The sequence below is a fragment of the Chryseobacterium soldanellicola genome (genome assembly GCF_900100115.1).
GTDB lineage: Bacteria > Bacteroidota > Bacteroidia > Flavobacteriales > Weeksellaceae > Chryseobacterium > Chryseobacterium soldanellicola.
Genome location: NZ_FNKL01000002.1, coordinates 200,981 through 213,472, shown reverse-complemented (window position 1 = coordinate 213,472; position 12,492 = coordinate 200,981). Strand labels below are relative to the sequence as shown.

25 protein-coding genes are annotated in these 12,492 nt (G+C 35.6%); 23 read left to right on the top strand and 2 right to left on the bottom strand.

Features of this window, described 5'->3' with window-relative positions:
* Positions 1-6: 6 nt before the first annotated feature.
* Positions 7-984 (bottom strand): hypothetical protein, encoded by a 978-nt coding sequence (locus tag BLT04_RS05790; RefSeq protein ID WP_089754644.1) that lies wholly within the window; start codon positions 982-984, stop codon positions 7-9.
* Positions 981-1,394 (bottom strand): hypothetical protein, encoded by a 414-nt coding sequence (locus BLT04_RS05785; protein ID WP_089754641.1) that lies wholly within the window; start codon positions 1,392-1,394, stop codon positions 981-983. The genes BLT04_RS05790 and BLT04_RS05785 overlap by 4 nt, the downstream gene beginning before the upstream one ends.
* 243 nt (positions 1,395-1,637) lie before the next feature.
* On the opposite strand from BLT04_RS05785, the gene rplC reads away from it, so the two are divergent.
* The 23 genes from rplC (at position 1,638) to rpmJ (ending at position 12,485) form a co-directional block, all read left to right on the top strand.
* Positions 1,638-2,264: a 50S ribosomal protein L3 gene (rplC, locus tag BLT04_RS05780; protein ID WP_007839520.1), complete on the top strand. Its 627-nt coding sequence runs from the start codon at positions 1,638-1,640 to the stop codon at positions 2,262-2,264.
* Positions 2,255-2,884, top strand: a complete 630-nt coding sequence (gene rplD / locus BLT04_RS05775; protein ID WP_089754639.1) for a 50S ribosomal protein L4 — start codon at positions 2,255-2,257, stop codon at positions 2,882-2,884. The genes rplC and rplD overlap by 10 nt, the downstream gene beginning before the upstream one ends.
* 3 nt (positions 2,885-2,887) lie before the next feature.
* The gene (gene rplW / locus BLT04_RS05770; protein WP_089754637.1) at positions 2,888-3,178 is read left to right on the top strand and encodes a 50S ribosomal protein L23; all 291 of its coding nucleotides are present in this window, start codon (positions 2,888-2,890) and stop codon (positions 3,176-3,178) included.
* Between the two features lie 22 nt (positions 3,179-3,200).
* Positions 3,201-4,022 (top strand): 50S ribosomal protein L2, encoded by an 822-nt coding sequence (rplB, locus tag BLT04_RS05765; RefSeq protein WP_089754635.1) that lies wholly within the window; start codon positions 3,201-3,203, stop codon positions 4,020-4,022.
* A gap of 2 nt (positions 4,023-4,024) precedes the next feature.
* On the top strand, positions 4,025-4,303 hold the full coding sequence (rpsS, locus tag BLT04_RS05760; protein ID WP_027387215.1) for a 30S ribosomal protein S19: 279 nt from the start codon (positions 4,025-4,027) through the stop codon (positions 4,301-4,303).
* Between the two features lie 2 nt (positions 4,304-4,305).
* Positions 4,306-4,704, top strand: a complete 399-nt coding sequence (gene rplV, locus BLT04_RS05755) for a 50S ribosomal protein L22 (RefSeq protein ID WP_056026831.1) — start codon at positions 4,306-4,308, stop codon at positions 4,702-4,704.
* An 8-nt stretch (positions 4,705-4,712) separates the two neighbouring features.
* Positions 4,713-5,450, top strand: a complete 738-nt coding sequence (rpsC, locus tag BLT04_RS05750) for a 30S ribosomal protein S3 (protein WP_089754633.1) — start codon at positions 4,713-4,715, stop codon at positions 5,448-5,450.
* A gap of 78 nt (positions 5,451-5,528) precedes the next feature.
* On the top strand, positions 5,529-5,954 hold the full coding sequence (rplP, locus tag BLT04_RS05745; RefSeq protein WP_089754631.1) for a 50S ribosomal protein L16: 426 nt from the start codon (positions 5,529-5,531) through the stop codon (positions 5,952-5,954).
* 12 nt (positions 5,955-5,966) lie between these two features.
* Positions 5,967-6,155, top strand: coding sequence for a 50S ribosomal protein L29 (rpmC, locus tag BLT04_RS05740; RefSeq protein ID WP_089754629.1), 189 nt, complete (start codon positions 5,967-5,969; stop codon positions 6,153-6,155).
* 11 nt (positions 6,156-6,166) lie between these two features.
* Positions 6,167-6,424 (top strand): 30S ribosomal protein S17, encoded by a 258-nt coding sequence (gene rpsQ, locus BLT04_RS05735; protein WP_053073319.1) that lies wholly within the window; start codon positions 6,167-6,169, stop codon positions 6,422-6,424.
* The gene (rplN, locus tag BLT04_RS05730; RefSeq protein WP_034684837.1) at positions 6,424-6,792 is read left to right on the top strand and encodes a 50S ribosomal protein L14; all 369 of its coding nucleotides are present in this window, start codon (positions 6,424-6,426) and stop codon (positions 6,790-6,792) included. The genes rpsQ and rplN overlap by 1 nt, the downstream gene beginning before the upstream one ends.
* Before the next feature lie 22 nt (positions 6,793-6,814).
* A complete protein-coding gene (rplX, locus tag BLT04_RS05725; protein ID WP_047442256.1) occupies positions 6,815-7,141 on the top strand; it encodes a 50S ribosomal protein L24 in 327 nt (108 codons plus the stop codon).
* 13 nt (positions 7,142-7,154) lie between these two features.
* Positions 7,155-7,706, top strand: a complete 552-nt coding sequence (rplE, locus tag BLT04_RS05720) for a 50S ribosomal protein L5 (protein WP_089754627.1) — start codon at positions 7,155-7,157, stop codon at positions 7,704-7,706.
* 3 nt (positions 7,707-7,709) lie between these two features.
* Positions 7,710-7,979 (top strand): 30S ribosomal protein S14, encoded by a 270-nt coding sequence (rpsN, locus tag BLT04_RS05715; protein ID WP_089754625.1) that lies wholly within the window; start codon positions 7,710-7,712, stop codon positions 7,977-7,979.
* A gap of 145 nt (positions 7,980-8,124) precedes the next feature.
* Positions 8,125-8,523, top strand: coding sequence for a 30S ribosomal protein S8 (gene rpsH, locus BLT04_RS05710; protein ID WP_089754623.1), 399 nt, complete (start codon positions 8,125-8,127; stop codon positions 8,521-8,523).
* Between the two features lie 17 nt (positions 8,524-8,540).
* A complete protein-coding gene (rplF, locus tag BLT04_RS05705) occupies positions 8,541-9,086 on the top strand; it encodes a 50S ribosomal protein L6 (RefSeq protein ID WP_089754621.1) in 546 nt (181 codons plus the stop codon).
* 15 nt (positions 9,087-9,101) lie between these two features.
* Positions 9,102-9,455, top strand: coding sequence for a 50S ribosomal protein L18 (gene rplR / locus BLT04_RS05700; protein ID WP_089754619.1), 354 nt, complete (start codon positions 9,102-9,104; stop codon positions 9,453-9,455).
* 18 nt (positions 9,456-9,473) lie between these two features.
* The gene (gene rpsE / locus BLT04_RS05695) at positions 9,474-9,995 is read left to right on the top strand and encodes a 30S ribosomal protein S5 (RefSeq protein WP_042721505.1); all 522 of its coding nucleotides are present in this window, start codon (positions 9,474-9,476) and stop codon (positions 9,993-9,995) included.
* 10 nt (positions 9,996-10,005) lie between these two features.
* Positions 10,006-10,182 (top strand): 50S ribosomal protein L30, encoded by a 177-nt coding sequence (gene rpmD / locus BLT04_RS05690; RefSeq protein ID WP_007839493.1) that lies wholly within the window; start codon positions 10,006-10,008, stop codon positions 10,180-10,182.
* Between the two features lie 19 nt (positions 10,183-10,201).
* Positions 10,202-10,651, top strand: coding sequence for a 50S ribosomal protein L15 (gene rplO, locus BLT04_RS05685; RefSeq protein WP_089754617.1), 450 nt, complete (start codon positions 10,202-10,204; stop codon positions 10,649-10,651).
* 9 nt (positions 10,652-10,660) lie between these two features.
* Positions 10,661-12,040: a preprotein translocase subunit SecY gene (gene secY / locus BLT04_RS05680; RefSeq protein WP_089754615.1), complete on the top strand. Its 1,380-nt coding sequence runs from the start codon at positions 10,661-10,663 to the stop codon at positions 12,038-12,040.
* Positions 12,041-12,043: 3 nt separating this feature from the next.
* Positions 12,044-12,259: a translation initiation factor IF-1 gene (gene infA, locus BLT04_RS05675; protein WP_027381317.1), complete on the top strand. Its 216-nt coding sequence runs from the start codon at positions 12,044-12,046 to the stop codon at positions 12,257-12,259.
* Positions 12,260-12,368: 109 nt separating this feature from the next.
* A complete protein-coding gene (gene rpmJ, locus BLT04_RS05670) occupies positions 12,369-12,485 on the top strand; it encodes a 50S ribosomal protein L36 (RefSeq protein WP_007839480.1) in 117 nt (38 codons plus the stop codon).
* Positions 12,486-12,492 lie beyond the last annotated feature (7 nt).

Below are 12,492 nucleotides of genomic sequence, written 5' to 3'. Positions count from 1 at the left end.
TGAAAATCAAAAAATAAATTTCTGCTGATCTACAAATTTACTGTCTAACTGATAATATATAATATTATAATTAGGTATTTTTTTATCTAAAAAATTAATAACGTTTTTCAGTTGTTCATCAGAAATATCTTCAATTTTAATGATGAAACCTTTATTAAGATAATTTCCAAAATAAAAACCGTCTTTTACCACTTCAACTTCATTTTCTGACAGTTTCTTAAAGTTAGGATTATTTAAATCTTTTTGAGATAAAGCATTGATTAATTTATGTTTCCCCAAATGATTCGTAATAATTCCCCATGAATAAATCGGAAGGGCAACTTCGATTTGTTTCAAAGGATATTCTTCAAGCTTGGAAAGATAACTTTTTAAAATATTCACATCAAGAATTGAATTTTTATCGGAATTTTCGAGAGGGGAAGAAGTAGAGTAACACATCAGATAGACTTTTTTCACAGGCGGAATTCCCATGATACTTTTATCTTTTACCTGATGAAGCCTGAGGGTGCAGGTAACTTCTTTTCCTGAAATCTTTTTCAACTCCTTTAAAAATTCAAAATAATCGTCTCTGGTTCCGGCGGTCCAGTCGCAATCGATTTGGATCTCATTGTTGGTTTTTAAATGATATTCCGATACTTTCTTCTGGATTAATTTGCTGATGCTTTCCGCAAGAAAAGTGATTTCTTCTTTATGTATATATAAAAATGTCTGATTGGTGATAAAAACTGTCGGGACGATGTGTTTGTCGGTTTCAAAACTTTTATCCTTTGTGATAACCCCAACCGGCTGAAATTTTCCGTTTATTTTATTAACATCAAAAAAGCGTGTATATAAATAAGGTGTCGTTGATTTTTGTAAAACGTCTTTTTCTGTCGGATTTAAAGCCAATTTGGTTTTCCAATAATAGAACGTGTATGGATGAACTTCCTTTTTACTGCACGAAACGGCGATAAGAAGAATGAATAAAATTTTTATTGCTCTCATTCGTATAAGGCGCTTTCACAGGTGCAACTTCCTTTGTCCATCTCGGAAACCGGGCAACAGTCTTCTGATTTTTTGATATTTCCCTTTTCGTCGGTGAGATATATTTTTTCTTTATCAAATTTTATATAATAAGTTTCATTGTAAGTTTTGAAATAGACCTTCATCACGTTTGCATTATATTTTCCTGCATTGATTTCTTCCTTTGTTTCTTCACCGTTCGCCTGATTAATCTGAACGAAACCAAAGTAAACATCGCCGTTTTTCTTTACATCTACATAGTAAGAAGGGGTGCCTGTACCGCTTGCTCCCTGCTCAATCATAAAATCTCTCTTTCCCGTAAAAGGAACTTTGGATTGTGCGAAAGACAAAATACTGAAGCCTATTATGAGTAAGCTGAAAATCTTTTTCATATTTCTTTTTTCTCAAATTTAAAAATATTCCTTCATAAAATAAGCTTAAAAATTTTCATGAATTAGCTAAATGATTAAAAATCAAAATATTTTACCTTAAATATTTGTCAGTAATAAAATTATTCATAAATTTGCACACTCATTTTAGGGGTAGAGTATGCCTATATCAGAAGTAGAAATTACTGCGAACCTTCCTAAAACGGTGAAAAATACAAGAAAATTTTATAACATATTATATAAATAATGTCAGGTATTATTGGTAAAAAAATCGGTATGACATCTTTGTTTAACGAAGAAGGGAAAAACATTCCTTGTACAGTTATTCAAGCTGGTCCGTGCTCGGTTTTACAGGTCAGAACCATAGAAAAGGACGGCTACAAGTCAGTTCAATTGGGTTTCGATGACAAGAGTGAGAAGAACGTTGGTAAAGCGTTAGCTGGTCATTTTAAAAAGGCTGGTTCTGCTCCTAAAGCTAAATTAGTAGAATTCTACAGAGAATTCGTTGATGAAGTAAAAGTAGGAGAAGAAGTAAAAGTTGATCTATTCGCGGAAGGTGAATATGTTGACGTAACAGGTACTTCTAAAGGTAAAGGTTTCCAAGGTGTTGTTAAAAGACACGGATTTGGAGGTGTAATGCAAGCGACTCATGGTCAGCACAACAGACTTAGAGCTCCAGGTTCTATCGGTGCTGGATCAGATCCTTCGAGAGTATTCAAAGGAATGAGAATGGCGGGCAGAATGGGAGGTAAGCAGGTAACTGTACAAAACCTTCAGGTATTAAAAGTGGATCAAGAACAAAATCTTTTAGTAGTAAAAGGTGCTGTTCCGGGAGCTAAAAATTCTTATGTAATTATCAGAAAATGGAACTAGTAGTATTAAATACATCAGGAAAAGAAACCGGAAAAAAAGTAACTCTAGACGAAACAGTATTCGGAATTGAGCCAAATAAGCACGCGGTTTACTTAGAAGTTAAACAGTACCTTGCTGCACAGAGACAAGGAACTCATAAATCAAAAGAAAGAAGCGAAATTACTGCTTCTACTAAAAAGCTTAAGAAGCAAAAAGGATCTGGATCTGCTAGATACGGTGATATTAAATCTCCAACTTTCAGAGGTGGAGGTAGAGTATTCGGACCTAAGCCAAGAGACTACAGATTCAAATTGAACAAAGCTCTTAAGAGATTAGCTAAAAAATCTGTTCTTTCTCAGAAAATGAGAGACAACAGCATTAAAATTGTGGAAGGTTTGAGCATCGCTGCTCCTAAAACTAAAGATTTCATCACGATCTTAAATGCATTGGCATTAAACGATAAGAAGTCTTTATTCATTCTTCCTGACACAAACAAGAATGTATATTTATCTTCAAGAAACTTACCTAAGACTAAAGTTATGAAATTCAACGAAATTTCTTCTTATGACTTAATCAACGCAGGTGAGATCGTTTTCTTAGAAGGTGCAGTTGAAAAATTCCAGGAAAATTTAAAGAAATAAGTCATGTCAGTTATCATTAAACCAGTTATCTCAGAAAAAGCTAACTATCTTACAGATTTAAGAGGTTCTTATTCTTTCTTAGTTGATACTAAGGCGAATAAAATCCAAATTAAAAAGGCTGTAGAAGCGGCTTATGGTGTAAAAGTAGCAGACGTTAATACAATGATTTATGCTCCGAAGGTTTCTTCGAAATACACTAAAAAAGGTCTTCAAGTAGGGAAGACAAACAAATTGAAAAAAGCGGTAATCAAACTTGCTGAAGGTGAGGTTATCGATATTTTTGCTGTAAATTAATTATTAATTATAAATAATAGTAATGTCTGTTAGAAAATTAAAACCTATCACCCCAGGACAGAGATTCAGAATTGTAAACAATTTTGAGGAAATTACTACCAACAAACCAGAGAAATCTCTAACAGTTGGTATTAGTAAGTCAGGTGGACGTAACCAAACTGGTAAAATGACCATGCGTTACACCGGAGGTGGACACAAAAAGAAATACAGAATTATCGACTTCAAAAGAAACAAGCATGATGTTGAAGCAACGGTAAAAACTGTAGAATATGATCCAAACAGAACTGCATTTATCGCTTTATTAGAATATGCTGACGGAGAGAAGAGATACATAATCGCTCCAAACGGTATCAAAGTAGATCAAAAAGTAGTTTCAGGAGAAAGCGTAGAGCCAAACGTAGGAAACGCAATGAAATTGAAAAATATTCCATTGGGTACCGTAATCTCTTGTGTTGAAATGAAACCGGGACAAGGTGCTATTTTAGCAAGAAGTGCAGGTTCTTCAGCTCAATTAACTTCAAGAGACGGGAAATACGCAATCATCAAATTGCCTTCAGGAGAATCTAGAATGATCCTTACTGAATGTTATGCAATGATAGGATCAGTATCTAACTCTGACCACCAGTTAACCGTTTCAGGTAAAGCAGGTAGAAGCAGATGGTTAGGTAGAAGACCAAGAACAAGAGCTGTAGTAATGAACCCTGTAGATCACCCAATGGGAGGTGGTGAAGGACGTTCTTCTGGAGGTCACCCAAGATCTAGAAACGGTATGCCGTCTAAAGGTTATAAAACTAGAAAGAAAAACAAAGTGTCTAACCGTTACATCGTATCTAAAAGAAAATAATTATGGCAAGATCACTTAAAAAAGGACCATTCATCGCATATACTTTAGATAAGAAGGTTCAGGCAAATATAGAGTCTGGTAAGAAGACAGTTATTAAAACTTGGTCTAGAGCATCAATGATATCTCCGGACTTCGTAGGACAAACTATCGCTGTACACAACGGGAAATCTTTTATCCCTGTTTATGTTACAGAAAACATGGTTGGTCACAAGTTAGGCGAATTTTCTCCAACAAGATCTTTCAGAGGTCATGGTGGTAATAAAAACAAAGGAAGTAGATAATCATGGGATCAAGAAAAAGAGAAAGTGCATTAGCACGTAAATTAACAAATCAAGATGTAGCAAAAGCATTACATAACGATTGCCCTTCTTCTCCAAGAAAGATGAGATTAGTTGCTGATATCATCAGAGGGGTAGAAGTTGACAAAGCTTTATACATCCTAAAATATTCAAAGAAAGACGCTTCTAACAAGTTAGAAAAAGTATTACTTTCTGCGATGGCCAACTGGCAATCTAAAAACGAAGGTGCTGATATTGAAGAAGCTAATCTTATCGTTAAGGAAATTTTTGTGGATAGTGCAAGACAATTGAAGAGACTGAGACCAGCTCCACAAGGTAGAGGGTACAGAATCAGAAAAAGATCAAACCACATTACATTAATCTTAGGTACAAAAGAAAATTAATTCAAGGTATGGGACAGAAGACAAATCCAATTGGTAACAGATTAGGTATCATCAGAGGATGGGATTCTAACTGGTTTGGCGGAAACGATTATGGAGACAGAATCGCGGAAGACTACAAAATCAGAAGATACCTTGAAGCAAGATTATCTAAAGGTGGTATTTCAAAAATTTATATTGAAAGAACACTTAAATTAGTAACAGTAACAATCACTACTGCAAGACCGGGACTTATCATCGGTAAAGGAGGTCAGGAAGTTGACAAGTTAAAAGAAGAATTGAAAAAACTTACAAGTAAGGATATTCAAATCAATATTTTCGAAATCAAAAGACCTGAGCTTGATGCAGTATTAGTTGCTGACAGCATTGCTAAACAAATTGAAAACAGAATCTCTTACAGAAGAGCTGTTAAAATGGCAATGGCAGGTACAATGAGAATGGGTGCTGAAGGAATCAAAGTTCAGATCTCTGGTAGATTGAACGGTGCTGAAATGGCAAGAAGCGAATCTTTCAAAGACGGAAGAGTTCCTTTATCTACTTTCAGAGCTGATATCGATTATCATATCGGAGAAGCATTGACTCAATATGGTAAGCTAGGGGTTAAAGTGTGGATCATGAAAGGTGAAGTTTACGGTAAAAGAGAACTTTCTCCTCTAGTGGGACAACAGAAAAAAGGACCTTCAGGAGGCGGAAACAGAGGAGGAGATAGAGATAACAGAAGACCTTCAAGAGATAAAAAAAATAATTAATAAAATTTTAGAGGATAGTTTTTAAATGACCGTTACTTTTTTAAATTCTAAATTCTAAAATCTAAAATTTAAGAAATTATGTTACAACCAAAAAGAACCAAATTCCGTAGAGTTCATAAGATGAAAATGAAGGGGATTGCTCAGAGAGGTAATCAACTTGCTTATGGAACTTTCGGAATCAAAGCAACAGAAGGTGCTTGGATCACTGCTAGACAGATTGAGGCTGCGCGTATCGCTGCTACAAGATATATGAAAAGAGAAGGTCAACTATGGATCAAAATCTTCCCGGATAAGCCAATTACTAAAAAACCAGCCGAAGTACGTATGGGTAAAGGTAAAGGTGCCGTGGAATATTGGGTAGCTGTAGTAAAACCAGGTAAAATTATGTTCGAAGTTGGAGGTGTACCTTACGAAATCGCTAAGGAAGCTCTAAGACTTGCCGCTCAAAAATTACCGGTAGTTACCAGATTTGTAGTTGCTAACGATTTTGTTAAACCTCTTTAATCTCTGAATACAATGAAACAAGCTGAAATTAAAAATCTAAGCGCTGAAGATGTTCAAGCTAAATTGACTGAAGCTAAAGCTGAATTCACTAAAATGAAATTGGCTCACAAGATCAGCCCACTTGAAAATCCTATCCAAATCAGAGATTTGAGAAAGACAATCGCAAGACTAAACACTGAGTTAACTAACAAACAACAATAAGATTTTCATACATTATGGAAAGAAACTTAAGAAAAGAAAGAATCGGAATAGTTTCCAGCAATAAAATGGAAAAGACCATTGTTGTAAGTGAGACGACGAGAGTGAAACACCCGATGTACGGTAAATTCGTATTAAAAACGAAAAAATATACTGCACACGACGAAAACAACGAATGCACAGAAGGAGATACAGTTCTTATCCAAGAAACAAGACCTTTGAGCAAGAGTAAAAGATGGAGATTAGTAAGAATCATTGAAAAAGCTAAGTAATGTTACAAACAGAATCAAGATTAAAAGTTGCTGATAACACAGGTGCTAAAGAAGTATTGGTGATCAGAGTTCTGGGAGGTACCAGAAGAAGATATGCTTCAGTTGGTGATAAAATCGTAGTTACTATTAAAGATTCTACACCATCAGGAAACGCAAAGAAAGGTCAAGTATCTAAAGCGGTAGTAGTGAGAACTAAAAAAGCAGTGAGAAGAAAAGATGGTTCATACATCAAATTCGAAGACAATGCTTGTGTTTTACTAAACGCTGGTGGAGAAATGAGAGGAACGCGTGTTTTCGGACCTGTTGCTCGTGAGTTGAGAGACAAAGAATATATGAAAATCATTTCATTGGCTCCTGAAGTACTTTAATTTTTAAAATTTTTAAAAGAAAATGTCAAAGTTAAAAATAAAAAGAGGAGATAACGTAATCATTACTACCGGTAAGAAAGATATCAAAGGTAAGACTGGTGAAGTTATTGAAGTGATCAAAAAAGAAGGAAAAGACCCTAGAGTAATCGTTGCAGGACTTAATATCGTTAAAAAACACGTTAAGCCTTCAGCTTCAAATCCTCAAGGAGGAATTACAGAAAAGGAAGCTTCTATTCATATCTCAAACATAGCTTTAGTTGGTAAAGACGGAAAAGCTATCAAAGTTGGTTACAAAATCGACGGAGATAAGAAAGTAAGAATCGACAAAAAAACGGGTGAAACTTTATAATTTTAAATAACAAATGGAATATATAGCAAGACCCAAGAAAGCATATAAAGAAACGATTGTTCCTGCAATGATGGAAGAATTCGGGTACAAGTCAGTAATGCAAGTACCTAGATTAGAAAAAATCATCTTATCTCAAGGATTAGGTGATGCTACTGCAGACAAAAAAATCATTGATTATGCTGTTGAAGAATTAACGAATATCACTGGTCAGAAAGCTGTAGGCACTATCTCTAAAAAGGATGAAGCTGCTTTCAAATTGAGAAAAGGTATGCCTGTAGGTGCTAAGGTTACTCTTAGAGCTAGCAAAATGTACGAATTCTTAGACAGACTTACGGCTTCTGCTTTACCACGTATCAGAGATTTCTCTGGTATCAAAGCGGATGGTTTCGACGGTAGAGGTAACTATAACTTAGGTATTACTGAGCAAATTATCTTCCCTGAGATCGTAATTGACAAAGTGAAAAAAATCCAGGGGATGGACATCACTTTCGTTACAACTGCGAAAACAGATAAAGAAGCTAAAGCATTATTAACTCACTTCGGTTTACCATTTAAAAAGAACTAAGAAATGGCTAAAGAATCAATGAAAGCGCGTGAGCGCAAAAGAGAAGCAGTCGTTGCTAAATACGCTGAAAAAAGAAAAGCTTTAAAAGAAGCTGGTGATTATGAAGCACTTCAGAAATTACCTAAAAACGCTTCTCCTGTAAGATTACACAACAGATGTAAATTAACAGGTAGACCAAGAGGATACATGAGAACGTTTGGTATTTCCAGAGTAACTTTCAGAGAAATGGCAAACAACGGTCTTATCCCAGGAGTGAAAAAAGCTAGTTGGTAATAATTACTAATTAAAAATCGGGACAATTAAGTTGTCTGGATACTAAAAATAAAAATATCAGACCGAAGTTTTCTGAAGTCTGATATTTTAATCTTTAAGTCCTTTCAATACTGATTGTCTTTAACCAATAATTTATAAAAGAAAAATGGTAACAGATCCAATTTCAGATTTCCTAACAAGAGTAAGGAACGCACAAAGCGCAGGCCACAAAGTGGTGGAAATTCCTGCATCGAAAATCAAAAAGGAGATTACGAAGATCTTATTTGATCAAGGGTATATCTTAAACTACAAGTTTGAAGATAGCGCTGTTCAAGGGACGATCAAAATCGCTTTAAAGTATGACAAACAAACCAGCAAGCCTGCAATTAAGTCTATTCAAAGAGCTTCAAGACCAGGTTTGAGACAGTACAAAGGTTCAGCTGAGCTTCCAAGAGTACTAAACGGTTTGGGTGTAGCTATCATCTCTACTTCTAGAGGAGTAATGACTGATAAGAAAGCCAGAGAAGAGAAAGTAGGCGGTGAAGTAATCTGCTATGTTTATTAATTTTTAATCAAAGGAAAATGTCAAGAATTGGTAAAGCAATTATAACAGTTCCCGCTGGAGTTACAATCACTCAAAATGAGGGTGTAGTAACTGTTAAAGGTCCTAAGGGAGAACTTTCTCAGGAGCTTACAGAAGGAATTACTTTAGAACAAAACGATGGAGAGCTTACATTCAGCAGACCATCTGAGTCTAAGCAACACAAAGCGCTTCACGGTTTATACAGAGCGTTAATCAATAACATGATTGTAGGAACCAGCGAAGGTTTCACAAAACAGTTAGAACTAGTAGGGGTAGGATACAGAGCTTCTCATTCAGGTCAAAAACTTGAATTGGCTTTAGGATTCTCTCACGGTATTGTTTTAGAACTTCCAAAAGAAGTGGTAATCGATACATTGACTGAAAAAGGTAAAAATCCAATTATTACTTTAACGTCTTACGACAAGCAACTTCTTGGAATGGTAGCGGCGAAAATCCGTTCATTCAGAAAGCCTGAGCCGTACAAAGGAAAAGGTGTAAGATTCGTTGGTGAAAATGTTAGACGTAAAGCTGGTAAATCTGCTTAATAAATTATAAGTATTATGGCATTAAGTAAAGTAGAAAAAAGAATAAGAATAAAAAGAAGAGTAAGAGGAAAAATCTCCGGATCTTCTGAATTGCCAAGATTATCTGTATATAAAAGTAATAAGGAAATTTACGCTCAGTTAATCGATGACAAGGACGGTAAAACTTTAGTATCTGCTTCTTCTAGAGATAAAGGAGTTGACGCTAAAGGTACAAAAAGTGAAGTTTCTGCCGCTGTTGGTAAAGCTATTGCTGCTAAAGCAGTTGCTGCAGGAATCCAAGCTATTGTATTTGACAGAAACGGTTTCGTATATCATGGTAGAGTTAAAGCTCTAGCTGATGGTGCGAGAGAAGGAGGACTTAAATTCTAATCATTAAATTTCGGAAATATGTTAGGACTAGATAATATAGAAAGAGTAAAACCGGGAGGATTAGAATTAAAAGATCGTCTCGTAGCTGTTAATAGAGTAACAAAAGTAACTAAAGGGGGTAGAGCTTTCGGATTTTCTGCAATTGTTGTTGTAGGAAACGAAGAAGGAGTTATCGGTTTTGGTTTAGGAAAATCTAAAGAGGTAGCTTCTGCAATTGCTAAGGCAGTTGAAGATGCTAAGAAAAACCTTGTGAAAGTTCCTGTAATGAACCATACAATTCCTCACCAAACTACTGCTAGATACGGTGGTGCAGATATCTTCTTAAGACCTGCTTCTCACGGTACAGGGCTTATCGCCGGTGGTGCGGTAAGAGCGGTATTGGAGTCTGCTGGTATTCACGATATCCTTTCAAAATCTAAAGGATCTTCTAACCCTCACAACGTAGTGAAAGCTACTTTCAAAGCGTTATTAGACATCAGAAGACCTGAAGAAATTGCAAGAATGAGAGGAGTTTCTCTAAGTAAAGTGTTTAACGGTTAATACATAAACAATGGCAACAATTAAAGTAAAACAAGTAAGAAGCGCTATTGGTAGAACAAAAACCCAAAAGAGAACGCTTGAAGCATTAGGATTTAAGAAACTTCACCAAGTTGTAGAACACGAAGCTACTCCTTCTATCTTAGGAATGATAGCTGCAGTTAGTCATTTACTTGAAGTTCAAAAATAATTTTTAAAATAATTTTAAAATGAATTTAAACAACATAAAACCAGCTGCAGGATCTACTTTCAATTCAAAAAGAATTGGTAGAGGTCAGGGTACTGGAAAAGGAGGTACTTCTACAAAAGGTCACAAAGGACAGAAGGCAAGAGCCGGTTATTCTCAGAAGATCGGTTTTGAAGGAGGTCAGATGCCTTTACAAAGAAGATTACCGAAATTCGGATTCAAAAATGTAAACAGAAAAGAATTTAGAGCGATTAACCTAGATGATATTCAGATTATGATTGATAACAAATCTGTTTCTGGAGACATCACCAAAGAAGTTTTGGTAGCAAACGGTTTAGCAACTAAAAACGAATTAGTGAAAATTATGGGTAGAGGAGAATTGAAATCTGCGGTTTCAATCTCTGCTGACAAATTCACTAAATCTGCTGAGGAGCTTATCTCTAAAGCAGGTGGAAAAGCAATTACCTTATAATAATTACTAATGAAAGAATTTATACAAACCCTCAAAAATATTTGGAGCTTAAAGGAACTTAGAGATAAAATTATCTTCACTTTAGGTATTATTCTTGTGTATAGATTCGCATCTTATATCTCTCTGCCTGCAATTAACCTTGCACAAGTGGGAGATCTCTTAGAGCATTATAAAAGTCAAGGCGGAAACAAGCAAGGAGCAGGTCTTCTTGGCTTGCTTTCGTCATTTACGGGAGGGGCTTTCAGCCATGCTTCCGTGATGGCGTTAGGTATCATGCCTTACATTTCTGCTTCTATTATTGTTCAGTTGATGGGAATGGCTATTCCTTATCTTCAGAAACTTCAGAAAGATGGAGAGTCCGGTAGAAATACATTGAACCAAATTACCAGATGGTTAACGATCGGAGTTTGTCTAGTACAGGCGCCTTCGTATTTAACATCTATTACTCAATTATTTTTACCATATGCTCAATTCCAGTCTGCATATTACATAGAGCCAAACTCTATCATGTTCTGGTTACCAAGTATCGTTATTTTGGTTGCCGGTTCAGTATTCGCAATGTGGTTAGGTGAAAAGATTACCGACAAAGGAATCGGAAATGGTATTTCCATCCTTATTATGGTGGGTATTTTATCTAGATTACCAGAAGCATTCGTACAAGAGGTGGCTGTGCAGAACGGAAAAGGAGGATTAGGATCTATCATGATCCTTATTGAAGTAATTTTCTGGATGCTGGTTGTTCTTTTAGCAGTGGTATTATCCGTTGCTGTAAGAAAAATTCCTATCCAGTATGTAAGCAGAGCTCAAGCAAGAGGAGGTGTAAACAGAAATCTTATGCAGGGAGCAAGACAGTGGATTCCATTAAAAGTAAATGCAGCCGGGGTAATGCCGATCATTTTTGCGCAAGCATTGATGTTCGTACCTGGTTTATTAACTAAAGTTGATGAATCTAACACTTTTCTTGCAGGTTTCAAGAATGTTTTTAGCTGGCAATACAACGTATTGTTTGCGCTATTAATTATTATCTTCTCGTTTTTCTATACTGCAATTACAATCCCGGTGAACCAAATGGCTGATGATTTGAAGAGAAATGGAGGTTTAGTACCCAAAGTAAGACCAGGAAAAGAGACGGCTGATTATTTAGATGATATTTTATCTAAAATTACCTTGCCAGGTGCAATATTTTTATCTATCTTTGCAATCCTTCCGGCAATTGTGCATGGAACCTTTGTTCAGACAGATGCGTTCGCCCTATTTTTCGGGGGGACATCATTATTGATTATGGTTGGAGTTATTTTAGATACCGTTCAACAGATTAATACTTATCTGCTGAATCATCATTATGATGGCTTAATGCAGTCTAAATTATCAAGAACGACTGGATATTAATTTATGGCGAAACAAAAACATATTGAACAAGACGGCGTTATTACGGAAGCACTTTCGAACGCCCAGTTCCGTGTAGAGCTGGAAAATGGGCATATACTTATTGCTCATATTTCTGGTAAAATGAGAATGCATTATATTAAACTTTTACCTGGTGATAAGGTAAAACTAGAAATGTCTCCTTATGATTTATCAAAAGGGAGAATCACATTTAGATATTAAAAACAAACGCCAAATGGAATTCTTGTTCCATTTGGCTATTGTTAAAAAATAAATGCTGCCAAATGAATGCAGATTCCGTTTGTCAGTAAAAAAAATATAAATATTTCAAATGAAAGTTAGAGCATCAATTAAAAAAAGAAGTGCTGATTGCAAGATTGTACGCAGAAAAGGTGTGCTTTTCGTAATCAACAAGAAGAACCCAAAATTTAAACAAAGACAAGGCTAATATTAAA

Bases quoted from the DNA above. Each gene is read 5' to 3' on its own strand.
- BLT04_RS05790 (WP_089754644.1), bottom strand. From the start codon at position 984: ATGAGAGCAATAAAAATTTTATTCATTCTTCTTATCGCCGTTTCGTGC.
- BLT04_RS05785 (WP_089754641.1), bottom strand. From the start codon at position 1,394: ATGAAAAAGATTTTCAGCTTACTCATAATAGGCTTCAGTATTTTGTCT.
- rplC (WP_007839520.1), top strand. From the start codon at position 1,638: ATGTCAGGTATTATTGGTAAAAAAATCGGTATGACATCTTTGTTTAAC.
- rplD (WP_089754639.1), top strand. From the start codon at position 2,255: ATGGAACTAGTAGTATTAAATACATCAGGAAAAGAAACCGGAAAAAAA.
- rplW (WP_089754637.1), top strand. From the start codon at position 2,888: ATGTCAGTTATCATTAAACCAGTTATCTCAGAAAAAGCTAACTATCTT.
- rplB (WP_089754635.1), top strand. From the start codon at position 3,201: ATGTCTGTTAGAAAATTAAAACCTATCACCCCAGGACAGAGATTCAGA.
- rpsS (WP_027387215.1), top strand. From the start codon at position 4,025: ATGGCAAGATCACTTAAAAAAGGACCATTCATCGCATATACTTTAGAT.
- rplV (WP_056026831.1), top strand. From the start codon at position 4,306: ATGGGATCAAGAAAAAGAGAAAGTGCATTAGCACGTAAATTAACAAAT.
- rpsC (WP_089754633.1), top strand. From the start codon at position 4,713: ATGGGACAGAAGACAAATCCAATTGGTAACAGATTAGGTATCATCAGA.
- rplP (WP_089754631.1), top strand. From the start codon at position 5,529: ATGTTACAACCAAAAAGAACCAAATTCCGTAGAGTTCATAAGATGAAA.
- rpmC (WP_089754629.1), top strand. From the start codon at position 5,967: ATGAAACAAGCTGAAATTAAAAATCTAAGCGCTGAAGATGTTCAAGCT.
- rplN (WP_034684837.1), top strand. From the start codon at position 6,424: ATGTTACAAACAGAATCAAGATTAAAAGTTGCTGATAACACAGGTGCT.
- rplX (WP_047442256.1), top strand. From the start codon at position 6,815: ATGTCAAAGTTAAAAATAAAAAGAGGAGATAACGTAATCATTACTACC.
- rplE (WP_089754627.1), top strand. From the start codon at position 7,155: ATGGAATATATAGCAAGACCCAAGAAAGCATATAAAGAAACGATTGTT.
- rpsN (WP_089754625.1), top strand. From the start codon at position 7,710: ATGGCTAAAGAATCAATGAAAGCGCGTGAGCGCAAAAGAGAAGCAGTC.
- rpsH (WP_089754623.1), top strand. From the start codon at position 8,125: ATGGTAACAGATCCAATTTCAGATTTCCTAACAAGAGTAAGGAACGCA.
- rplF (WP_089754621.1), top strand. From the start codon at position 8,541: ATGTCAAGAATTGGTAAAGCAATTATAACAGTTCCCGCTGGAGTTACA.
- rplR (WP_089754619.1), top strand. From the start codon at position 9,102: ATGGCATTAAGTAAAGTAGAAAAAAGAATAAGAATAAAAAGAAGAGTA.
- rpsE (WP_042721505.1), top strand. From the start codon at position 9,474: ATGTTAGGACTAGATAATATAGAAAGAGTAAAACCGGGAGGATTAGAA.
- rpmD (WP_007839493.1), top strand. From the start codon at position 10,006: ATGGCAACAATTAAAGTAAAACAAGTAAGAAGCGCTATTGGTAGAACA.
- rplO (WP_089754617.1), top strand. From the start codon at position 10,202: ATGAATTTAAACAACATAAAACCAGCTGCAGGATCTACTTTCAATTCA.
- secY (WP_089754615.1), top strand. From the start codon at position 10,661: ATGAAAGAATTTATACAAACCCTCAAAAATATTTGGAGCTTAAAGGAA.
- infA (WP_027381317.1), top strand. From the start codon at position 12,044: ATGGCGAAACAAAAACATATTGAACAAGACGGCGTTATTACGGAAGCA.
- rpmJ (WP_007839480.1), top strand. From the start codon at position 12,369: ATGAAAGTTAGAGCATCAATTAAAAAAAGAAGTGCTGATTGCAAGATT.